Below are 23864 nucleotides of genomic sequence, written 5' to 3' on the forward strand. Positions count from 1 at the left end.
CTATATAAGATTGTTATTTTATGATTTGTTTTTTAGACGTAAAAACACTTGTTATCTTACAAAACTTGCTTAATTTGTGGTTTTGAAAGTTATACCTAAATTTACGACAAAAATTAAATAATTTTAGGTGAATTTTATTTTATCTATTTTTGTTATTAAAGATCCTTATATGAGTACACTAATTGCTGCTGCAGAAAAATATGTTTTTAATTTATTAAACAAAGAATTAGAAAGAAAATATGTATATCACAATTTGGTGCATACTCAGAGGGTGGTAGAGAAAACGAAAGAACTTGCAGAGAATTTAAGTATTGATAAAGAAGCCACAGAAAATTTAGAAATTGCTGCTTGGTTTCATGATACAGGATATATTAAAGGAGCTGTAAATCATGAAAAAGAAAGTGTTAAAATTGCCTCTACATTTTTAAAAAATCATGATGTTAGTGATGAAAGAATAGAAGTTATTTCTAGTCTTATTATGGCAACAAAAATAAATCATGAACCAAAAGATGATTTGGAAAGGATAATTGTAGATGCTGATTGTGCTCATTTAGCAAGTAAAAATTATTTTGATTATACTTCTTTACTAAGAAAAGAATGGGAATTAACAGGGTTTCAAAATGTATCTGATTTAGAATGGGTTGAAGGAAATATTGATTTTTTCAGCAAACATCATAAGTTTAATACAGAATACGCTTTGAAAAAATGGTCGAATCCTAAAGAAAAAAATTTAGCCAAAATGCTAAAAATTCAGAAGGATTTAAAAGAAGATATTAAAAAGTTTAATCAGAAGCAGGAAGCCTTAGAATTAAAAAAAGAGAAAGGGAATGTTCCTGAACGTGGAGTAGAAACTATGTTTAGAGTTGCTTTAAGAAATCATATCACCTTAAGTGATATTGCAGATACTAAGGCAAATATTTTACTTTCTGTAAATGCAATTATTATTTCTTTAGCATTGTCTAATTTACTACCAAAGTTGGATAATCCTTCAAATGGACATTTATTTATACCTACGATTATTTTTATCATTTTTACTGTAGCATCTATTGTATTATCTGTTTTGGCTACAAGACCAAACGTAACTGGTGGAAAATTTACTAAAGAAGATGTTGCTAACAAAAAAGTAAACTTACTTTTTTTTGGGAATTTTCATAAAATGAAATTAGAAGATTTTGAATGGGGAATTCAAGAAATGATGAAAGATAGAGACTATCTGTATGGATCTTTAACTAAAGATTTATACTTTTTAGGATTGGTGTTAAATAGAAAGTATAGCATTTTAAGGCTTACTTATACCGTTTTTATGATTGGTATTTTGGTAAGTGTTTTAGCCTTTGCAGTTTCTTTTTATTACCAAGGAATGGCATCTTAAGCTTCAATTTCTTTTATTAAATCATTAAAAGTAATTGTTTTGTTTTCATCAAAATCTTTTTGATATTTAACTTCTACTCGTAAAGCTTTTAAACCAGAAGCTCCTTGTAGGTCTTCTAGTTCTAGAAATTCTATTTTTCCTAATTGATTTTTAGATTGCAAGAAATTTATATATTTAATATATTCTAAAGCATCTTTGTCTTGAGAATAAACAATTGCTATTTTTCCAGGAACAGTTAAACGCTCTGTTGTACCTTTTAAATAAGCTTTGTCTATACGTTTTTTGATGATTTCGTATCTAATGTTATAAGCTCCATCTACATCAAATTGCTTTTCATCCATCCTAAATTTAATAGCCATAGAATTGCTATGTATTAAAATTAGAGAGGCAACTCGTAAATCATGTTGCATGTTTTTACGTTCATAAAACGCAAGGTTTTCCATTTCACAAGTAATTTGTAATTGCCATAAACGGAGATTATATAGATATAAACTATCAAAAGTCTTATTTTTTGTAATAGATTGACCGATATACATGTTATACTCAACTCCGTCAGTTTTGTAACGTTCAAAATAATGAGGAAACATTTCTTGTGCTTCTTTCTGTTTATTGTCTAAGAATTTAGCCAATTTATCATTTAAAAGAGTAACGCTATTTTCGTAGTCTTTTCTTTTTTCATAAACAACATTTAGTTCTTTGTCTAAACGATTCATATAGACACTTACTTTATTAGAAAGCTCTGTGTTTATGTTTTTGATATGATGAAAAACAGGGTAAATTTCTCTACTTAAAAAATCAACAATTGTAACTTCATCTCCAGCATTTAAACCTTTTTTAACATCCTTTAAATAGGCAGAAACTCGAAACATTAATTCGTTGTAAATAGGAAGTTTTTCATGTAAACAAGCGTCTTTTAATACAGAAATAGCTAATGTAAGTTGTGTTGTTAAATCTTCTTTAATGGCATTGTTTCTAGCCATTGAAGAACTTTTGATGTCACTTTGACCAAATAGAGGAAATACATCATTAAAAACAATTTCATCTAAGGTTGCATTTTCATCTGTTAGAGACTCCATATGATACTTCTCTACAGCTTCATAAAAACGCCATTTTACTGAATTATGAATTGATGTATAGTTTTCTTGAATGGTAGCTTCTAAAACATTTTGTCTTTCTTCTGAAGTTCTTTTCACTGCGGCTTCAAAAACAGGAATAATGTCTTTTAATTTATTAATGTTTACAGAATTTAAATCATAAGCTTTAGGAGATGCTATTTCTAATAATGCTAAATCTCCATTTTTTGTAGCTTTAATAGGAATAAGTATAATGCTTTGTAAACCAGATTTATGTAGATTTTGATAAAAGAGGTTTTTATGAGTGTTTAAACCATATTCTTCTACATCTGAAATGATAAAAGTTTCATGTTTTTCGAAAACTTTTTCCATAATTTGGTTACAGAAGTAACCAGAATCACAATTTATTTCAGAGGAATTATTTAGTATGATACTATTCGATTTTTTTGCAACAGTTTCACAAATTTTTGTATTGATATTGTCAAAAATAGAATATCCCAATTTTAAATCTTTGATACTGTAAAAATCTCTTAAATTATTTTGTAACTTAGGAATTAAACGATTTCCACCAGCTAATAAATTGGCTTTTATTGAAGAAATCATCTCTTCTGCAGTAACATCAAATAAATTGATAATTCCAAAACCTTTAAATACGTAACTATTTGGTGGGAATTTTTCTTTCCAAAGAGCTATATTTTCAAAGTTATTTAACAGTTCTTTAAAATCTTTATCGGTTAGTTTAGGTGCGTTCTGTGTCGCTGTTATTTCTGTAAAATCTCCGTTATAAGCCGCTCTATAGTATTTTATTGTTCCAGTTTTTTTATCTGGAATATCAAAATAAAAAGGTCTTTTTACATCTATTTTAAAATCATAAACCAAACTTAAAATAAAGGTACAAGCCATAATGTACATACTGTCTTCTTGAAAGTTACGTACACTTAATACGTAATCTTCTCCAGCATTATCTAATAAGTTTTTAAAGCGATTTGTAAATTTAAACGATGTAAAAGAAAAAGGAATACTAGCAGCTTTAATTTCGTTTAATAGTAAAGGTTCGGGAAATAATGGATTTAGCAATAAATCAATTTGACTGCTATATTTTTCTAATAAAGAATAATCAGAAAAACCATTAATTAGCTCTGGATTTTTTTCAAAAAGATTTACCATCTCTATTGCTGATCCATGAAAAGGGTGATTTGTAAAACCTTTATCTGCATATTTCTTATACAAATCAAAAATTTTACTAAAAGAAATGTTTAATTCTAATGGTAATTCTACATCCGAAATAAAACTAGATTCAATAATCTTCATTTTCTGAAACTTTAATATTTACAAATTTACGAAATTGTAAAATAGTAGTCGTTTTAAACCCGTATTACTTTCATTTTTGTAACTTTAGAAAAAAAATATGAGAAAAATTATTCTATTATTTATAATCACTTGTTTTTATAACAGCCTTTTATCGCAAGAGATTGTTTCTGCTAGAATTTTTTATAAAGTAAGTAGGAGTCTTTCTCCAAAAAAAGTTTTTGAAATTCAAACAAAATTATATTTAAATGATTTTGTTAAAAAAATGATGTTCGGTACTCTTTTAAGAACAAAACCAGTTACTTCTATTTTAGAATTTAAATCAAACAAATCTATTTATTCGTTATCAAAAAAAGATATAGATGAATCTAGAGATAGGACAATAGATGGAATTAACCTTTCTTTTTCATTTGGAGGGAGTGAAAATATTTATTTTTTAGACTTAGAAAATGAAGAGATTTTTTATAAAGGAAAGAATATGAGTATGTCACATGAATTGGTTTATTTTGATAAACCTAAATGGGAGTTACTTAAAGGCGAAAAAGAAATATTAGGCTATACTTGTAAAAAAGCAATGCTAGTTAATGATAGCAAAAATAAAACGACTGTTTGGTATACAGAAGAAATTCCTTATCAATTTGGTCCAAAAATGTATTTTGGTTTGTCTGGTTTAATTTTAGAAATAGAAGGGAAGAATTCTACTTTTGTAGCTACAAAAGTAGAAATTAATCCAAATGATATTTATATTTTAAAACCAACGGCAAAGACCAAAACCACTTATAAAAAAAAGATAAAGGCTTTTTCTAAAATTATGGAAGAAAATTAATTACTTCTGTCTAAAATAAATGGTAATAGGAACACCTTTAAAATCGTAAATCTCTCTTAATTTGTTTTCTACAAAACGTCTGTAGGGATCTCTAACATATTGTGGTAAGTTACAGAAAAATGCAAATTGTGGCGTCTGAGTTGGTAGCTGCATACAATACTTAATTTTTACATATTTACCTTTTATTGCTGGAGGTGGATAATTTTTAACGATTTCTAACATCGTCTCATTAAACTTACTTGTTTGTATTTTGTTTTTTCTATTTTCAAAAACTTCTACTGCCGTTTCTATAGCTTTAAATAAGCGTTGTTTTGTTAATGCAGAAATAAATACAATTGGTACATCTGTAAAAGGTTCTATTTGTTTTCTAACCATTGCTTCAAAGTCTCGCATTGTGTTAGTTTCTTTTTCTATTAAATCCCATTTATTAATTAGGATTACAATACCTTTTCTGTTTTTTTCTGCCAACCAAAAAATATTTTGATCTTGACCTTCAAAGCCACGAGTAGCATCTACTACTAAAATAATTACATCAGAATATTCTATAGACCTAACAGCTCTCATTACAGAGTAAAATTCTAAATCTTCTTTTACACGAGATTTTTTACGAATTCCTGCAGTGTCTACTAAGTTAAAATCAAAACCAAAACGGTTGTATTTTGTGTCAATCGAATCTCTTGTTGTACCAGCAATATTGGTTACAATATTTCTGTCTTTACCAATTAAAGCGTTTATAAATGACGATTTTCCTGCATTTGGTCTTCCAACAACAGCAAACCTTGGTAATTCTTTTTTTTCTAAATCTACTTCTTCTGGTGCAGGCATTTTTTCTGCTAATGCATCTAGTAAGTCTCCTGTACCACTACCATTAATGGATGAAATTGTATGATAATCTCCTAATCCTAAATTATAAAACTCAACAGCATTTGCATCACGCATTGCGTTGTCAACTTTATTTACAGCAATAAAAATAGGTTTTTTTACTTTGCGTAGAAGTTTTGCAACTTCTGCATCCATTGGTGTAATTCCTTCTTCAACATCTACCACAAAGACAATAATATCAGCTTCATCAATTGCTAAATTTACCTGTTTTCTAATCTCTTCTTCAAAAATATCATCAGAACCAACAATATATCCACCAGTATCTATTACAGAAAATTCTTTACCATTCCAATCAGATTTTCCGTAATGTCTGTCTCTTGTAACTCCACTAACTGAATCTACAATGGCTTCTCTTCTTTGAACCAATCTATTAAAAAGTGTTGACTTTCCTACATTTGGTCTTCCTACAATGGCAACGATACTATTCATTTGAATTGAATTTTTTTGCAAAGATACAATTTACTATATGATAATTAATTGTAAATTTAAACTGTTATAAAATGAGTGTTTTATGAATGAAAAAAAGAACCTTTTAATAGAGAAGAGAAATAGCGAAGTTTTTTTACGTCCAAGATTTTCTATTGATTTAGATCTGAGCAGCGAAAAAGTGTTAAATCGTTTTTCAAATGAATTTAAAAAAGAAGAAACCCCTTTTATTGGAAATATTGTTGATGGACATATTTTTATTTCAGTTTCAAAAAAAGAAGAACACTTTTGGTCTCCACAATTGCATTTAGAAATCTTAGAACAAACAAATGAAACATCACTTTTAAAAGGATTGTTTGGTCCAAAACCTCAAGTTTGGACACTTTTTATGTTTGTTCATTTTGTAATTGGAATTACCTTTTTAGGATTTGTAGTGTTGTTTTATACACGGTATTCTTTGAAAGAACCTATTTTTTTCCCAATAATTATGTTGATATTTTTACCTTTTATTTGGACGGTTTTATATTTTTTAGGTAAAATTGGAAAGGATACAGGGAAAAATCAGATAAGAGATTTACACGATTTTATGATAAAAGTAATCAATAATTAATTTTGATTATACCCAAAACGTTTTAATTGATTTTTGTCACTTCTCCAGTTCTTATTTACCTTAACATATAATTCGATAAAAACTTTTTTCTCAAAAAACTTTTCTAGATCTTTTCTTGCTTCTGCGCCCACGCGTTTAATTGCAGAACCTTTATGTCCTATTATAATCCCTTTTTGAGTTTCACGTTCAACCATAATTACAGATCGAATTCTAACTATATTTTCTTCTTCTACAAATTCTTCTGTTTCTACTTCTACCGAATATGGAATCTCTTTTTTGTAATGAATTAAAATTTTTTCTCTAATTTTTTCGTTCACAAAAAAACGTTCTGGCTTATCTGTTAATTGATCTTTTGGATAATATGCAGGAGCTTCTGGTAATAATTCAACAATCTTTTCAAATAAACTATCTACATTAAAACGTTCTAAAGCAGAAATTACATAAACAAAAGCATTAGGAACTTTTTCTTTCCAATAATTTACTTTTTCTTCTACAACTTCCTGTGATGAAGTATCAATTTTATTTAATAAAAGAATTACAGGAATTTCACTGTGAATGATTTTGTTAAAGAAAGCTTCGTTTTTAAGTTCTTTTTCGCCAACTTCTACCATATAAATTAAAATATCAGCGTCATCAAGTGCAGATTTTACAAAATCCATCATAGAAGATTGTAATTCATAGGCCGGTTTTATAATTCCTGGAGTATCAGAAAAAACAATTTGATACTCATCGTGATTTACAATTCCTAAAATACGATGTCTTGTTGTTTGTGCTTTAGAGGTAATAATTGACAGTTTTTCGCCAACTAATGCATTCATTAGCGTAGACTTACCTACATTAGGATTTCCAATAATATTAACAAAACCAGCTTTATGTATCATGTTGCAAAGATAGTTTGTTTTTGTATTTTCTATGATAAAATTTGATGGAAAAAAATAATTGAAATAAATTTTGGTTGATTGTTTAATTTAGTTGTATCTTTGCAGTCGAAAATAACGGATCGAATTTTATGGGTCGAGAGTTAAAAGCTAAGTCGTTATTTTTGAAATTACAACGCGGGATAGAGCAGTAGGTAGCTCGTCGGGCTCATAACCCGAAGGTCACTGGTTCGAGTCCAGTTCCCGCTACTGAGTAAGACACGTTAGAAATAGCGTGTCTTTTTTCATTATTGCTACTTTCTAATTCCTTGTTATTGTTGAATATAAGTGCAACCGCATCGTTAAATTTTGCGGTTCGATACTTTTTATTTTCAAAAACTAATTTTTCTGAAAATATCGAACCAATAATTCGTCTTTTAATTTCCGTTGTTGATTTTTTGTAGAAAACATCTATGTTTGAAAGTAATTGCAATCCAAAATTAATGAAAATATTAGTGTCTTTATGGTAGTCTGAATACTCGCCTATGTTGAGTACTAACTCGTTTATTTGATTATTGTAGTTGTTTTTTAGTCTATTATAACTTTCTCTGTCTATACTATCTTCTACAAATTTCTCTGTTAAGTTATCTAACTTATTTTCGATTTGTATTTTCTCTTTCTTTAACTTTTTCACTGTGTTTGTTCTGTTATTTTGACTTGACTTATACACATCAATGAGGATTTCTTTGAATAGTTCCAAGACCTCATTAGTTGGCTTTATTGAGGTAAATATCTTGTCTAGTTCACAGTGTGCTAATTCAACTTTAAAACGTTCTCGACAGCCTTTTCTTGTGTTGCAGTGATAATAGTAATGATAGTTCCCATTTCTGCTTTTAGATGGACTTCCTGTAAGATTATCTCCACATTTAGAGCATTTTAGTACACCTCCTCTAAGTGGTAAATACTCTTCGTGCTTACTTTTTTTTCTACTGTTTATTCTAATATTTGCTTTTTTAAACTTAACCTGTTGAACTTTCGTAAACAAAGCCTCATCAACAATTGGAGTATGCATTCCATTAACTATCTCCCCAGCCAATTCCTCGTATTCTGGAGCATATACTTTACCCATATAAGTAATATTTGAAAGCATATTACTGAATTGGCTTTTACTTCTTTTTATTCCTTTTTTGCTGTATTCTTTTCTTAAACTTTCTTGTGAATATAATCCAGTCGCATACTTTTCAAAAATCTCTTGAATAAGTTTAGATTTTTTTTGATCTTTTTGAATTAATGGAATTTTAGTTGAATTTGCCCCTTTGTCATTATAGTAACCGATTGGTGCTCTATTAATAAATCGACCTTTCCTTAACGCTCCATTATTCGCTTTCTTTATGTCTTTACTTTTATCTAGATTGTTGACGTGAGGTTGAGATGCATAAAGACCTAGCATTGTTAGATGAGATGACTGATTGTAGTTTATTCTTTGGGATATTGTATTAACTTCAATGCCCATTTCACTAAAATTAGAAATCACTTTAAAAGTTAAAAACATATCTCTAGAAAATCTACTCCAGTCATAACAAAGAACTAAATCAATACTTTTTTTGTTATGTTTTGAATATGCTAGTAATTTTTTAAAAGCAGGTCTGTTAAAATCTTTTGCAGATTCATTGTCTTGAAAATGTTTTATAATATTAATCTCATTTTTTTGACAAAAACTGTACAATAAATCTTCTTGCATATCAAGACTGTGACCAAATTCTTTTTGTTCTGTGGTACTTACTCTTGTGTAAATTATCGCATTTTTATTCTTCCAACTTTCCATCTTCAATTGCTTTTACATCGTTAACTATACTAGCCATTCTATAAAGTTCGTCTCGTAGTTTTTTTACATCTTCATCAGAATATTTTTTGCCTCCTGCTTGCAATATCTTTTTACACTTTTCCAACTTCAACATAACAGACTATTTATAGTTTTCAATTATAAATTCTGCCTCATCATTAATTTGGATTTTAATGTTCTCAAATTCCCAATTTTGGATTGTAGATAGTAAATTTTTATTCTTTTTAAGTTCGGATGAGTTACTAAGTAGTCTAATATCTCCATCAGAAAGTGTGATGCGCATTTCTTCAAAATCATTTGTTTTAAGATAAAACAATAGAGATACTTTTTCTACATTATCATCAATGTCTTTAATTCCGAAATTTAGATTTAAGTTATTATTAGGAAATTCTTCTCTAATAAAGTCAATGAACCTAATATTGATGTGAGAATATAAATAACCTTTCTCTGAAAGAGTTGCATAGTTCTTATATGGATAAAAACCTATTTCGTGATCTTCATCAATGATTAGATATTTTGGATTTTCAAGTATGTTTTGAAGTACTTGAAATTTAAACATACTAAATCCATCAACGGTATAATTAAATAACTGTGTACGAATATATTTTAAGTCTTCTAATGATACACCAAACTTACGTAGTTGAACAGCAATTTTTATCCAAATGCTTTCAAGCCTGTTAAATCTTTTTGTTTTACCCTTATCTGATTCATTTATAACTACAACCCCTTGTTCAATCCATCTAGTTAATGCTCTTGGAGAGATATTTGCAGTTATGCCTGTTTTTGTGTAGTTTAAATTGTAACTAGATACTTCGTTGCTAACAAATTCTAAAAACGAAGTTGGTGTGTTCCCAATTTCATCAATAATTTCTCTCTTCTTTAATTTAGGAGTTAATTCTCTTAGTTTATCGATACTCATAGTAGTAAAATTTAGACAAAAATATAAATTTTACCATTAGGAAACAAATTAAATTAATAAATTACCAATTAGGTGTTTTTTCTAAAAACCTCATCTAAAGTTTTACCCTCTGTATTCTTCCAGACTATCCAACCATTGTTACTACTGCCAATACAAAAATCTGCTGCTGTACTTGGGCTTTTAAATGTGTAATCTGTTTTTAGCATAATGCTATCCTGTATAGTTTCCGTGTATTCTTGAATAAATTTTTTGCGTTTATCTTCCCAAGCGAATGAATTAACCACCGTAGAAGCGATAATACTCCCTTTTAAGACCGTAAATCCATTTTCGCTGTAAAACCCTTGCGCATCAGATTTACGCCCTTTAGTGTAGAACATCTCGTATTTATCATTTCTGTTACTACTGGACTTAAAAATAGTGTACCCTGCAAATTCTGTGATAAACCTTACATCTTCAAAGAAATCGTTTAGTGTATCAATAGTATGCCTTTGTAGTTTGGGGTGTTTTGGGTTTTGTTTATTCTCATCTATGTTATAATTCCCAATTTCTCTTGCGTGATTAATCCCTAGATATTCCAAGTACAGAATATCGGCTTTGTTGAGTGTGCTTGCTTGTGATATAAAAACTATGGCTTTGTCCCAAAAATTCTTTTTTTGGTTATGTTCATAAACACGTTCTAAAAAATCATCCGTCTGTCCAAGATAGGCTTTAGGTTTAACGGCTTCACTTTCTTCAATAAGAATATACAAACAAGGAGAGCCTACTAATTCTTCTAATTGTTTCGCCTTTTTGAGTTCGGCTCTTGGGATAACAAAACCCATAATATTTTTATTACTAATTTGGAGGCTTTGTATTCCTTTTGGCGTTCCCTCAAGTAGATGCGTGATGATTGTTTTGCCCATTTTTTTAACAATTTATTTCTACATCACTAATAACAATAAAACTCCAAGATTTAGGAAACATCATTTTTCTCCAATCTTCCTTTATCTGTTTTTTAGTTGTGGTTATTTTTTTAGAGAGACAAAAAACAGCAATACAAGACTTGTTTCTATGATTTCCTACATATCTATTTGCATCAATGAGTAATTCATCTAGTTTAATTCCAATATCTTTTTCTGTTCTGATTAATTTGTATTCTATGGAAATACCCTCGTCAGAAAGTATTACATCTGGTTGGTAACTCTTAAATTTATGCCTAAAGAGACTTTCTGAATACTGAACTACATTACCATAATATAAATCCAAAAAATTACGTATTGTTTTATTTATACTATGCTCGTTTTTTACAACAGTGTTAGTTATTTTTAGAATTTCATTTGTGTTTTCTAAAATTTGATGCAATTTAATTAATTCATCTTCTTTCTTATCAATTTTAAACAATTTAAAAGGGCTTAAAAAATTCTGCCATTCGTGAATTAAATACATTTCTTCTTCTGTGTCTCCATCATAAAGTGGATAACATTCTATTTTTGTTGCTTCGCTGATATTTAAAACAATTTCACTATATTTTGTTTTAAACTCTTTTAAAAATTCATTTAAGCCTAAAGTCTCCATATAAACACAAGCAATACGATACATTTTTTCTAAATCTTCACGCACCCAAAAAGAAGTTACATCAATAGTTTCATTATCTAATCCATTATTGCCAAAATAGAAGTCCCATAAATAATGAGAATGCTTTCTTACTAATGAATAATGATGTTGAAATTTTTTTTCTAGGTCTATTAATTCAGATTCCATAGGTGTCTTTTTAAAGCAGTTTCTATTGCATTAATTATTTAATTCAAAAAGCAAGTGATGTAAAGTGAAGTCCTTGTTAAAACGAGAGTGAATACTATCGAAAGTAAAATCGTTTGCTAGAATAGAGTTATTAATTATTTGCCTTAAATCTCCATTAGGGGAAGTGTCAAATTGATTATCTAATTTTTGAATTATTCTATCCTTAATACTTTTTATATCATCAGCCAATACAAAGCCTAATAGACCTCCAAAATTTTGATTTTGTGCATATTTTCCGTTAAAATAGCGATAAACACCACCATCCCTTTTTGGGGGTTTGTTCTTCGGATAGATTTTAGTATAAACATATTTGTCAATGTGTGACTTTTTAGAATCAAGACTTAAATTCTTACATTCAAAATAAAACTCGTTTTCCCAATATGAATGAATTAAAGTTATGTCATAATTGCCTTCTACATCTTCGTCATTAGTTACCTCTCCAAATACTTTAAAGCCACGTAAACTGAACTTTATATTATCTCTAAGATACTTTCTTATATATTTTGTTATTTCTCTCTCAGGTCTTGGGTGCTTTCTTGTTTGCTCCTCTTTAATTATTGTTTGAAGTTCTAATTTTGAATGATTTTTATAGAAATCGAGCAAATAATAAAAAACCCATTCTTTCCAAAAATTGTCATTCAAATCTTTTAGATGATTTGTGTTTGTTGGCATTGGAGAAGATGGTTCTACAACTTTAATATACTCTCTCTTCTCCATCTATTTCATAAGTTTTTTTAGTACCTCTTGACCATCTTCATACGCTTTAGTTTTAGTCCAATTAGTATTTATATCTTGTTTAATAATATAGATGCAATCTTTACCCCAAATTTTTTCACGAGATGCTAAAAAGTTTTCTTGTGGATTTTGCTCAAAAATTTCATTGAGTAAATATAAACCTGTCTTCTTTGCTGATGGAGTGTCAGAAGTGTCATTCAAATTAATTTTTATGGCTAGTAAGCCTAAACCTGTATTGTGTTCTTTCTCAAAAGTTACAGGTTTTTTTAGAAAAATATTAATAGAAGATTCTAAAGTTTTAATATAGTCTCCAATTTCATTTTTAGATGTTGTTACTGCTTTCTTATTCAGAAAATAATCTTTAATTCTCTGTCTTTCTAAATAGGACAAATCATATAAATCAAAGATTAATTCATTTAAGTTTTCTTGAACTTCATTATTGTACTTATATTCTTTATCTGTAAGATTTTTACTAATTCTTGAAATTTCAAAAGCAGTATTGTTGTTTAATTCTTTTGGGATTGGAAGTTCTTTTATTGCGCTTACATTTAAGTATGAAAAATTACTGCCAAATCGTTTTTGATGTTTCTGTTTTAAAAAGTAATCGATGACTTTAGAGTTGATTATTGCTGTAAATAAATAGTAATAATTTTTATCTTCTAATTTTAAACCAAATAATAGATTTGAGAAATAAAAAGTTTCTTTAACAAATACGGCATTAATTTTTTTTCCAAATAAATTCAATAAGATGTTTTCTTCTTCATAAATAAAGTGGTTTCTAGTCCTTTGAAAATTGTCATTTATGATATGTTTCTTATTGGTGTATCCATCAATTTTATTAATTATAAATTTACTAATCTTTCCGTCTGGTCTGTACAGGTAAGGAGTATTGTTAGTATCAGTTTTTGTTTTCGACAAAAATTTATCATAAGCATATTGATAGTATAGTTCTACTTTTTCTTTTGAATTTATTTTTTTGTCAATTAGATTGTAATGCTTCTTTAACTTGTTAAATTCAACTCCATCTAAGCCTTTGAAACTAGAGTAATTATTGTTTTTAGATAAGTAATCTTCTAATGAATTATTATCTGATAGTTTATCGATTAACGAAATGTCAAGATAATTTCCAATTAAAAAATCTCTTAAATCAAAATCGTTATTTATTAAATCATTTTGTTTTATTATAAAAGATTCATCTTCTTTAATAATTAGCAAGTTGAAAGGTTTCTCTGAAAATAAACCCATTTTAACTGGGTAATATTTGATTAATCCAGAATCATTTTTTTGATTAGAAAAGATTAATGCCAAAACACTTTCAGAGGCATTTTCAAATAATATCTTTTTTACTCTTGATAATTCATATATTTTTTTGATGCCATATTCGCTGTAAAAGAATTTTTGAAAATCTTTTGATTTCTCATTATCAAAATTGGAACTATTTGAAACAAACCCAAATTTGGTATTTTTATTACTCCAATCTTTTATTTTAATAAAGAAACATTGAGAAATCTGATGTTTCCCAACAACTTCTTTTGCATTGTATTTAGTGGCGTCATTTTTATAAGTAAACTTATCAATGAAACTAATTTCTATTTTAAATTCATCAGTATTCTTAACTTCAAAAAACGGAGGATTACCAACTATATAGGAAAATGTTTTGTCTTTATGTGGAATTTTATCGAGGTCGGTTTCTAGAGAATTAGCGTGCTGTATATTATTGAAAAAAGAATGTTTTTTAAACAATTCAACTTGACCTTTCTTTTTTAATTGATCTGCGATAAAATCTCTTATCTGTGTTTTTTCTAACCCTCTGAATAATTGTAAGGATAATGAGAAAAGTGTAAAGCGTTGGGCGGTTAATTCTTTTTCAATACCAAAAATATTATCTTTTATAAGTTTAGTCCTAAATTCAATCCTAGAGGCAACATCTTTTAATTCTTCTTCCTTGCTATTCTCTAATAATCGTTGAAAAGCAGTAATTAAAAACATTCCAGAGCCACAAGATGGGTCTAAAACTGAACCAATTTCATCTTCTACAATAATATCATCAACTATAAGTTGTGCCAGTTTTTTAGGAGTGTAATAAATACCATTTTCTTTTTGTTTATCAGTCAAGAATATTTCATAAATATAACTGATAAATTCAACAGGAATAATATCAAATCTAAAGTCAAAAAGACGTAATTGCCCAACTTCAATATTATGGTTTAAAGAATCTTGTATTAATCCACAGATTTTTGAGTTTAGATACTTTTTCGGGATTGTTGGTTTTTCAAACAACTCATTATTAAAAATATTATGAATTATTTCAAACAATTTATTTAATCCAATGCTATCCGTATTTAATAGTAACTTTTTATAATCTACTTCGCTGTCTTTAAAGTGATGTTCATAAAAAAAAGAGTTTATAATATGATTATCTTCAAGATACTTTATATAAAGTGTTCTGTCAATTAAGGCTTGGACATACTCTTCTTTCTTTTCGGTATTATCTGAAACTAAAGAAAAAGCAGAATTTAATTGATTTTTAAGAGCCTCAAGTGTTCCGACTAACTCTTTATCAATGCTTTTGAATTTTTTACTTTTAATTAAAAACTCTTGATAGTTAGTCCAAAAAATACCACTGTCAAATTTCCAGCGTTGAATTTTATCTAACTTCTCTTGCTCCTCAATTGAAATATTAAAACGATCTAGTTCACAATCATCATCAGAAACATTTGGAGACACTTTAGCATATTGCAGAACTAGTTTTGTTAGATTATCGTTTTTTAAGTAGAAAAGTAGGTCTGCTTTGTTTTCATTCCAGACATATTTTCTAATCTCTTTTAATTCTTTTTCATCTAGTATCTCATTTATAAAATAAAAAGAAGTATTAGTTTGATTAGGACTATCAAAAAAAAATGCTGTGTTTTTTAATTTTTCATTAAGTTTTGATGAATTTTCAATAACGACTTTTACAGGCAATAAATCTTTATTAAGATTGAAGCCTAACTCATTAAAGAAATCTATCACAACACCCATTTCACTTAAAATACCCTGTTAAATAATTTGCACCTAATCTACAAATTTAATTAATAATTATAACAGGGCTTGGATAAACGAAAAAACTTTTTTTAATAACAGTCTAAATCTCTCATTTTTTCATCGATAAAGTCCATTAGTTCAAGTTCTTTATTTGCTCTTTTCCCAGTTGAATGTTTAATTTCTGACATATCAGCAGCAATTGTAAATTGTTCTTGTAGTTCTCCGCAGTTTTTACCTATAATCAATTTGTAAATTCGCTTTTTTACAATAGGGTCGTATTTATTCCAAAACTCATCATTCCCCATAATCTCATTGAATTTTCTACGCTCATTTGCGATTTTCTCTTCTTTAATTACTTCTTCTTTACGGTATCTAACAGCAACCTCATCAACAAAAGTTTCAAAACTCGGCACATCATTAATAGTCATAAATTCTTTTATGATTTTCGCATACGTTATTGTGGTCTTTTTTAAAGTGATACTATCATCCTCATTAATCTCATACTGCAAAGCATAGCCTTTGATTTTTCCGTTTTTAGCATCGTCTTTTAGATAACTGATATCATCCGAACCGTTATAATCAAATTTAGGATTGAATGTAAGAACTGCTACTTTTTTAATGCTGTCGTATTGTTCCGAAATATAACCTTGTTGAGGATGCCTTAATGCATAGTTATTATTACCAAACATACTACCGATTTCTGCGAGGTTTTTTATGTTTTGTAGAGATTTATCGTTTTTGTTATTCTTGATGTAATTAATTAGTACATCTTTTTTGCTTCCAAAAACCTCCGCATCACTTTTAGGCATAAATGCTCCAGCAATTAGCAATAATCCGATATAAATACCGTAGCGTATTTTTTTGTTTTGAAACAAAATAACTTGCTCCTTAATTTTTTCTGATACTGGAGGTAAAAGTATTCCACCTAAAATTAGAGTTAATAAACCTGCAATGAAGTCTCCTTTTGCTATAAAGCCGAAACCTCCCATAATTAAGAAAATTGATAAAATGTACTTTGCTACTTTCATAGAACTGATGTTTAGGTGCTTTCAGCCTCAAAAAGCAGTTATATGAAACGAAAAAGGGCGTGAGGTCTGAAACGTCATTCTTAAAGGCATCGCCAGAAGCCCACAGTCAAACAGAAACAGCCTACGCCCAATCGGACGTAGCCATAAACTGTATTCTTGACTGTTATTTGAAACTGGCGATTTCTTAAGAACAGAATACGATTACGCTACTTTATTTTAATTATCTATTTATTTTATATCTAAATTTTTTTTTTCAAAGACAAAATTACATTTTTTTATTTTGTTTCAATGCAAAATTAGTGCCGTTGTAGTACTAATTATTTAAGTGTCTATCATATAGCCGTTGTACTTGATTTTGCTGAAACTCTTTGTTGTTACGTGTTTTATACCCTAGTTTATTTAATTCTTTAGTAATAGCATAAAAAGAAAGCCCATTTTGATACAAGGAAATAATAAAACCTTGTGCCTTTCTATTATTCTCATTATTCCGTGCATTTCTCATTCGAGCCTCCAAACCTTTTTCTCTTGCCTCTTTATTAAGGTTCTGAGGCGAACCTAATTTAACACCTTGCTTAATTAATTCCGCTAAAGCATCTTTAGTACGTTTAGAGATTCGCTCTCGTTCATCTTGTGCAAGTACAGCCATAATTCCAATAGTAACGGAATTAGCCTCTGGCATATCAACACATTTGAATTTAACTTGCGTATCTCGAAGCGTAAAGATAAAAGCAGCGTTTCTGCTCAATCTATCGAGTTTGGCAATTAAAAGCGTTGCATCGTTATTTTTACAGTCCTCAATGGCTTGTAATAAATTTGGACGATTATTATTTTTACCGCTTTCTACATCCGTGTAACTTTCAATAAGTAAATCTTCGTCATTAATAAATTTTAATACCGATGATTTTTGAGCGTCTAATCCTAATCCCGAATTGCCTTGCATTTTAGTCGAGACTCTGTAATAGGCTATGTATTTGTTCATTACTTACGTTTTTTAAAGGTTAGTTTAAAAAATGTAAGTACTGTTAATTGTTGTTCTGACTGGTTGACTGGTTTCATATTTTATTCTTCTGCGTTTATTATTGCTAATAGTTCTTCTACTGTTTTATCTTTCATATCATCTTTTGGAATATCGGTGTTGAGGTTGTGCTTCGTTTCCACATAGCCACGATGTTTACCTTTCATCTTTAAAAAGAATTGAATGCTACTCTCTTTACCGTTTTGGATGCACTTCATCAAAGCACCTTCTGCAAAGTCTAAAGCACGTTCTCTAAGTTCGTAAACCTTATCTGCATACTTCTCATCTTTTTTCATCCAAGCATAGTGAGTGCTTGGGTTAATATAGCAGGCATCCGCAGAAGCAGATACATTGCCCATTGTTTGAGTTAGTGATGCTAACATAGTCTTCTTCTTTATTGTTGTACTCAATCTTGGTTTTCTATTATCGATAATTTTTGTCATTGCTTCGTGCGTGTGAGTGTTGGATTTTGTTGAATTTAAACTGGTTTTCTATTGATTAAATCACAATCTTCATTAAGTATATCGCACGGATGATCCCAGTATTTATAACCGTTATAGTAAAATACACGATACAAAACGCCCTCGAATATTTCTGCTATTCCATAAAATCGAATATGTGCAACTATGTGCAAAAACTGTTCATTATTACCGAAATTCTTGCGTAAAGTGTACCAATGTGGGTTCGTTTTAGCCATTGTTTTGGCAAAAATCCATTTGCTTTTTTCAAGTATCTGACCTACATATTCATCAGTTAAATTGTAATGTCCTTGTGCTTTGTATTGGTTTTGTTTCCAGTATTCTTTTTGAATGGTTAAATCAACGTTTTCAACTTCGGTAACATTCATTCCGTTTGCATTAAGATAATCGCTTAAAATGTGTCGATAGCAAAACTCATTTTCTTTACCATAGCCCAACAATGCTATTTTACTTTTATTTTGTTTAGAAACAAGATTTAGCAAGTCTGCTTTCAGTTTCTCAATTCCTTTACGTTTTAGTATGTCTCTGTACAGGATGTTACAAGCGTACCAATCTTCTGCCTTTTTATGGTAGTAATGTCTGAATGTGTTAAGGCTAGTTATTCTCTGTATTTCTTCTCTAGCGTATTCTCCGTACACTTTTCCTATAATGCTTACACATATATAATCTTCACTAAGTAGTTTATCTACTTCTGTAAAGTTTGCTGTTACTATTTGTTTAATTTCTTCCATTACTTAAAAATACGATGTAGTTTCTGCACAGGCAATTGTAGTTGAGGTTTCTTGGTTTCCCTTTAGAACCCATAATATCCGTTTACATTTTTTCCATTAGAAAATACGCTTCTTTTTTAGGTGGATATTAGACTTTATTAAATCTGCTTCTACTATCTTTAAATACTTTCTGCCTCTACGAATACGACCTGCATTTGATTTTCCTCTATAAAGTTTGTAAGTATGATAATGAGAATTATTATAACGTTCTCCATTGTCATCGGTTATGAATACGGTGTTTTTCTTTTTTGTAATAAATCCAACTTTGTGTGCTTCTTTTTTAAAGTTGTAGGCAGTCGTTTTACTAACTCCTAGACATTTTGCTAAATAGTTACAAGATATTGTATAGAAACCTTTAGGATATGTCTTGCAATTCGTATTGGTACGCTCCATATTAGCGACCGATTGCTTTTGAAAATATCTTTTTTTGTTTCTATAATATATTATAACTACTGCGCAGCAGAATGCTTTGAAGTCAGAAAAGTTTTCTGGGTCATATTTTATTGCAGTTTTAGATTTGAAGTTAAGTTTTGTAAATAATTTTGAGTAGCCTTTAATGTGAATGGCTTTACTTATACCATTTATAGTAATCCATTTTTCTTTAATTAACCACTTAAAACAATTTACTATCGTCTTGTGGTTTAGTTGTAACTCATTTGCCCAATCTTTTGCACATTCAAAAATATCTAATTCATATTTTATGTGTCCGCTTGATTTAAGTTTAAGTAATAGATACAATTTTGTATGATTAACTTTTCTGTTAACCAAAGCGTATTCACATAATTCAACTGGTATGGTAGTGTAATAATTTACCACGCCTGCAATTGGTTTGTATCTGTTGGAAGAGGGTATAAACCTGCTTCTTCAAGTACAGGTTTTAATTCGTAGAGGTTTTTAAAACCAATGTATATTTGGTTCGAGAATACTCCACTTGGGGCTACTAAGCAAGACTCATTAACATTTTTTGTTAATGAGTCTTTTCTTTTTTCATCGATATTAGCTGTTTTCTGGTTCGTTATAAAATCCTCGTTGTTTTATAGTTAAGCTTGTATTAGTAATTAAATTTATTACAAGATTTAAGTTGTTAGTTATATAGAATGTATTTTTTTAGGTTTCCCAAGTTACATCTCCTTTAATAAATTTAATAGGATTTCCTGCGTAGATCCCAGATTGATTTGTTATGTCTTTGTTTAAAAAGGAGTTGGCGCCAATTATTGAGTTATTTGAGATTTGACTACCTTTTAATATTACATTTCGACAACCAATCCATACTTTATCTCCAATAATTATAGGTTCTGGAGAATTGATTAATTTCTTTGTATTATCATATATTTTATGGAAATCGGTGTCCATAATTAAGCAATCCCATGAGATTAAAACATTTTTACCAAATCTAATTTTTCTTTCTGAAACAATTTCTGATTCCGCGGTAATGATAAAGTTTTCACCAAATTCTATTTCTGCATCTTTATTAATAGAAATCTTGGATCCGTGACCAATATTGGTTTTTCCTTTAAAAATGACTTTTCCTGATACTTGCCAAATACTTCGTGAGCGTTTCATGTCAAAGATTCCAATTTCGCCGAATCCAATTTGAATCATTCCTGTTTTTATTGGAGCATCAATTGTTACCGTACCTTTAGTTTTAAGAAGAAATACTTTGTTTGAAATTATAATTGGGAATTTAATAGCATCTTTAAAGGGAAGGTATTTTAAATTAAAATAGATTGACTTAAGGTTTATTCTTTTGAAAAATTTAATATAATTATTCATCTATTAATTTGGTGTTAGTTTTTACCTTTGTAGGTATTCTTATGTGATTAATTTTAAAAGTAATTCTTTATTATCAATATTGTTGTTGCCTATTATTTTTGTTTTAATGCATTTTCAATTTCGTTTTCTACAGCTAATGATGGCTCGTTAATATTAGAGTTAATTATTTTCCCATCTTTTCCAATAAGAATATATCTTGGAATTGATTTAATATTGTAGTTGTTTCCAAAATCGGTTCGCATACCTTTTTTTATAAATAGGTTTTTACCAAGTGTTTGATTTTCTTTATTTAAAAAAGATAACCATTTGTCTTTTGAAGCATCCACAGAAACTAATAAAATTTCTATATCATCATTATCTTTATATTTTTTAACAAACTCTAGAACCTTTGGTCTATGATTAATACAAGGTCCACACCATGTAGCCCAAACATCAATAAAAACAACCTTTCCTATAGAGTTTTCTAAATTAAAATAATCTCCAAATAAATCTTCTGCTTGAAATAAATAAGCTATTTCTCCATTTTGTGAAGCATAAAATGATGATATAGGTTGTTCTATCAAATTGTAATAAAGATTATTTTTTTCAGAAGCTAAAGTTTGAGCTAAGATTTCTGTATTGAATAGTTTTTCATGCTTTTCCCAATATGAGGGCATGTCTATCAATGCTTTAATATAGTTTGCTTTTAAAAAGTCGGCTAAATCGTTATTGTTTGTTTTTTTTTCAATATATCTTAAAAAAGCAGTAATACTTTCTATTGATTTGTTTTTCCTCAGGTATTCAACTTCATATTTATAGAGATAAATATCAGGTAGTGATTTTAAAGTTTTATTTGCTTTTGGAATTTTTTTGATGAAATCAAAATAGCTGTTATTTGGGTCTAAATTTTTTACTACTCTGCCTAGATAAAATAAAAAAGAATAAATACGTGCGTCATTTTGAAAATACAGAATATCTGCAATATCAGAAGTGATTTGTTTTTTTGATTTGGTTATTTTGTTGGCTCTTTGTTTTCTAAATTTTTCAAACAAAATTGGAATGGAATCTATATTTTTAGTTAGAAATATAAAAGAACTATTTTGGGATATAAATGACAAATTGCTTTTCCATAAAAAGTTTAATAAAGAATCACTTTTATCATTGGTTGTTATACTTGAATTTGGCTTAATAGAGATGTTTAAGTCTTTATTTTTTACTAATATTGTTAAATAGCTATTGTCTTTATTTTTATCATATATTTCAGCAACAGTTGAATTGTTTAAATGAATATTTTGTCTTTGTTTTTTTTTATTTAGTTGAATAATTTTATTTTCTGTAATTAATTCCGATACATAAATTGTATCATTCTTATTCCCTGAATTTAGGCTAACATTAATCCCTCTATTTTCTTCTTTACATGAATGAAATAAGAAGAAAGGTATTAATATTAAAAGGTATTTTAATTTCATTTATGATTGTTTCTTTGAATTTGCTACAAAGGTTTATCTATTTAGTTTTGTTTGTAAAAACTAAGTTAGCAAAATAAATGAACAAGAGGTAAATCTGTAAGGTTTAAAATTGAAGGTTTGTCACTAAACTTTTTGATATAACATTTCTAATTCTACATCTACAATTACTTTTTGTAAGTAAGTTCGCAGTTAGCAATTAATTTATCTGTTGTTAAGTAAAGGTTATTCTTGATTTTTAATTTGTTTTAATTTTTCAATTAATGGGAATATTTTTTTTTGATAATTCTTTACTCCTTTATTTCTTGCTACAAATAGAATAATAAAAAGTATGAAAGTTGAAAAATGAAAAAATATTCTAGTTGAATTTCTTAACTCGCTAAATGCACCTAAAAAAGCAATATTTAATGCTAGAACAAAGAGGATAATAAAGATTAAGATATAAACTTTAGGAATTAATAATTTTTTTTTCAAGTATTTAATTTGGTTTTCAATAAATTGATTAGTGCTCTCAATTTTAAAATTCGGTTTGTTTTCAAAAAGAGGAACAAGGATTATTAAAAAGCCCAAAAGAATAAGAATTATTGCTGTAGTATTAAAAATGTTTTTAGAAAGATGAGTTAACATTGAGTACATTGAAAATATTGTAACAAGAAGAAAAAACAGTTTTTGAAATGTTGTTATTCTATCTAATTTTGTCAATTGTTTTGTTAGCAAATCAACATCTAAATTATCAGCTTTTTGTTGACTCCACAATTCTGTCCATTCGTTTATATTATTCTCCATAACTGTTCATTTTTTTAGTTAAGGTTTTTTTAATTCTATTAATTCTTACACCAACATTAGAAATTTTGATTCCAATAATTTCCGCGATTTCTGCATAAGTATTTTTTTCTAACAATAAACTGATTATTATTCGATCTTTTTCTTTTAAAGTTGAAATTGCTTTATACAATTGAATCATTTTTTTGTCTGAATAAATTGGGGTGTTTTCATCAGTTAATTTTATATTTTCTAAGTCTAATGAATTCTTTTTATTTAGCAATTTTGCTCGTTTACTAACAAAAACGATTGCGGTATTTGATGCAATTCTATAAATCCAAGTATTTATACTGCTTTCTTTTCTAAAACTCTCTAAATTATTCCAAACTTTTATAAAAATTTCTTGAAACAAATCGTCAGCATCCATTTTGTTTCCTGTAAATCCTAAGCAAAGCCTAAAAACTTTATCCTTTGAGTTCTTATAAATATTCTTGAATATTTTTTTTTTATCAATCATTTGACAATTAACATTCTTTCATTAACTATTTAAAGTGCTATTTTTTAATTTAATCAACTTATATAAACTAGTAAATATAATTCCTATTGTAATACCAATTAAACCTCCGTAAATAAAATCTGGTATAGATCTATAATGTTTAATGATTTGTACAAAAGACATTAAGATTAAGCTAATAAAAATCATTTTTTTTAAATTCTTTCTTTTCATTTTTAGTGTATTTAAATAGTTTGTTTACTCTTTAGATTAATTTTAACAAGATTTATTACACTTTTTTTTATTTTTTTTTGAATTTAGAAGTTTTTCTTAGTTGTTGTGTTAAGTTATTGAATGGAAGGTTTTTTTTGTATTATACTGATATAGGTTGACCTTTTTTTAGGTTAATTTATACCGTTCAAAAGATTTTTTTAGCCGTTTAGAA

At 28.2% G+C, this 23864-nt stretch carries 23 protein-coding genes and 1 tRNA gene; 4 read left to right on the forward strand and 20 right to left on the reverse strand.

Annotation, left to right across the window (positions count from 1 at the left end; translation table 11 throughout):
• Positions 1–169: 169 nt before the first annotated feature.
• Positions 170–1372 carry a Pycsar system effector family protein gene (locus MC378_RS13710; RefSeq protein WP_242179340.1) on the forward strand — a complete coding sequence of 401 codons (1203 nt, stop codon included), beginning with the start codon at positions 170–172 and terminating at the stop codon, positions 1370–1372.
• Here MC378_RS13710 and MC378_RS13715 read toward each other — a convergent pair.
• Positions 1369–3756 (reverse strand): GAF domain-containing protein, encoded by a 2388-nt coding sequence (locus MC378_RS13715; RefSeq protein ID WP_242179341.1) that lies wholly within the window; start codon positions 3754–3756, stop codon positions 1369–1371. The two genes, MC378_RS13710 and MC378_RS13715, sit on opposite strands and share 4 nt — an antisense overlap.
• 97 nt (positions 3757–3853) lie before the next feature.
• Between MC378_RS13715 and MC378_RS13720 the strand changes: the two genes are divergently transcribed.
• A complete protein-coding gene (locus tag MC378_RS13720; protein ID WP_242179342.1) occupies positions 3854–4579 on the forward strand; it encodes a GLPGLI family protein in 726 nt (241 codons plus the stop codon).
• Here MC378_RS13720 and der read toward each other — a convergent pair whose 3' ends face one another.
• Positions 4580–5890 carry a ribosome biogenesis GTPase Der gene (der, locus tag MC378_RS13725; RefSeq protein WP_242179343.1) on the reverse strand — a complete coding sequence of 437 codons (1311 nt, stop codon included), beginning with the start codon at positions 5888–5890 and terminating at the stop codon, positions 4580–4582. It lies immediately after the preceding gene.
• Between the two features lie 82 nt (positions 5891–5972).
• Here der and MC378_RS13730 point away from each other — a divergent pair, with 82 nt between their 5' ends.
• Positions 5973–6497, forward strand: a complete 525-nt coding sequence (locus MC378_RS13730; protein WP_242179344.1) for a GTP-binding protein — start codon at positions 5973–5975, stop codon at positions 6495–6497.
• On the opposite strand, the gene era is transcribed toward MC378_RS13730, so the two are convergent.
• On the reverse strand, positions 6494–7378 hold the full coding sequence (era, locus tag MC378_RS13735) for a GTPase Era (RefSeq protein WP_242179345.1): 885 nt from the start codon (positions 7376–7378) through the stop codon (positions 6494–6496). The two genes, MC378_RS13730 and era, sit on opposite strands and share 4 nt — an antisense overlap.
• A gap of 173 nt (positions 7379–7551) precedes the next feature.
• On the opposite strand from era, the gene MC378_RS13740 reads away from it, so the two are divergent.
• Positions 7552–7624: transfer RNA gene (locus MC378_RS13740), tRNA-Met, on the forward strand.
• Here MC378_RS13740 and MC378_RS15495 read toward each other — a convergent pair.
• The 17 genes from MC378_RS15495 to MC378_RS13820 all read right to left on the reverse strand — a co-directional run bounded on the left by MC378_RS15495 (position 7584) and on the right by MC378_RS13820 (position 23653).
• Entirely contained in the window at positions 7584–9179 is a 1596-nt protein-coding gene (locus MC378_RS15495) for a recombinase family protein (protein ID WP_420851018.1), read from the reverse strand. The genes MC378_RS13740 and MC378_RS15495 overlap by 41 nt on opposite strands.
• Positions 9160–9312: a hypothetical protein gene (locus tag MC378_RS13745; protein ID WP_242179346.1), complete on the reverse strand. Its 153-nt coding sequence runs from the start codon at positions 9310–9312 to the stop codon at positions 9160–9162. Before MC378_RS13745 ends, MC378_RS15495 begins: the two co-directional genes overlap by 20 nt.
• Positions 9313–9318: 6 nt before the next feature.
• Positions 9319–10116, reverse strand: a complete 798-nt coding sequence (locus MC378_RS13750; protein ID WP_242179347.1) for a hypothetical protein — start codon at positions 10114–10116, stop codon at positions 9319–9321.
• A gap of 68 nt (positions 10117–10184) precedes the next feature.
• A complete protein-coding gene (locus tag MC378_RS13755; protein ID WP_242179348.1) occupies positions 10185–11018 on the reverse strand; it encodes a GIY-YIG nuclease family protein in 834 nt (277 codons plus the stop codon).
• A gap of 4 nt (positions 11019–11022) precedes the next feature.
• On the reverse strand, positions 11023–11856 hold the full coding sequence (locus tag MC378_RS13760) for a hypothetical protein (protein ID WP_242179349.1): 834 nt from the start codon (positions 11854–11856) through the stop codon (positions 11023–11025).
• A 30-nt stretch (positions 11857–11886) separates the two neighbouring features.
• Positions 11887–12612, reverse strand: a complete 726-nt coding sequence (locus MC378_RS13765) for a hypothetical protein (protein ID WP_242179350.1) — start codon at positions 12610–12612, stop codon at positions 11887–11889.
• Positions 12613–15642, reverse strand: a complete 3030-nt coding sequence (locus MC378_RS13770) for an N-6 DNA methylase (RefSeq protein WP_242179351.1) — start codon at positions 15640–15642, stop codon at positions 12613–12615.
• 101 nt (positions 15643–15743) lie between these two features.
• Positions 15744–16682, reverse strand: coding sequence for a hypothetical protein (locus MC378_RS13775; protein WP_242179352.1), 939 nt, complete (start codon positions 16680–16682; stop codon positions 15744–15746).
• 313 nt (positions 16683–16995) lie between these two features.
• Positions 16996–17661 (reverse strand): recombinase family protein, encoded by a 666-nt coding sequence (locus tag MC378_RS13780; RefSeq protein WP_242179353.1) that lies wholly within the window; start codon positions 17659–17661, stop codon positions 16996–16998.
• Between the two features lie 80 nt (positions 17662–17741).
• Entirely contained in the window at positions 17742–18140 is a 399-nt protein-coding gene (locus tag MC378_RS13785; protein WP_242179354.1) for a hypothetical protein, read from the reverse strand.
• Positions 18141–18175: 35 nt separating this feature from the next.
• The gene (locus MC378_RS13790; protein ID WP_242179355.1) at positions 18176–18907 is read right to left on the reverse strand and encodes a hypothetical protein; all 732 of its coding nucleotides are present in this window, start codon (positions 18905–18907) and stop codon (positions 18176–18178) included.
• Positions 18908–19003: 96 nt separating this feature from the next.
• Complete coding sequence (locus MC378_RS13795; protein WP_242179356.1) at positions 19004–19762, reverse strand: hypothetical protein; 759 nt, start codon at positions 19760–19762, stop codon at positions 19004–19006.
• Positions 19763–20053: 291 nt separating this feature from the next.
• Entirely contained in the window at positions 20054–20719 is a 666-nt protein-coding gene (locus tag MC378_RS13800) for an acyltransferase (RefSeq protein WP_242179357.1), read from the reverse strand.
• Between the two features lie 92 nt (positions 20720–20811).
• Positions 20812–22167 (reverse strand): TlpA family protein disulfide reductase, encoded by a 1356-nt coding sequence (locus tag MC378_RS13805; RefSeq protein ID WP_242179358.1) that lies wholly within the window; start codon positions 22165–22167, stop codon positions 20812–20814.
• Positions 22168–22389: 222 nt separating this feature from the next.
• Positions 22390–22950, reverse strand: coding sequence for a hypothetical protein (locus MC378_RS13810; protein WP_242179359.1), 561 nt, complete (start codon positions 22948–22950; stop codon positions 22390–22392).
• Entirely contained in the window at positions 22940–23443 is a 504-nt protein-coding gene (locus MC378_RS13815) for an RNA polymerase sigma factor (protein ID WP_242179360.1), read from the reverse strand. The genes MC378_RS13810 and MC378_RS13815 overlap by 11 nt, the downstream gene beginning before the upstream one ends.
• Positions 23444–23464: 21 nt before the next feature.
• Complete coding sequence (locus tag MC378_RS13820; protein WP_242179361.1) at positions 23465–23653, reverse strand: hypothetical protein; 189 nt, start codon at positions 23651–23653, stop codon at positions 23465–23467.
• Positions 23654–23864: the final 211 nt, after the last annotated feature.

This window comes from Polaribacter marinus (assembly GCF_022662535.1).
In the GTDB taxonomy this organism is placed as follows: domain Bacteria; phylum Bacteroidota; class Bacteroidia; order Flavobacteriales; family Flavobacteriaceae; genus Polaribacter; species Polaribacter marinus.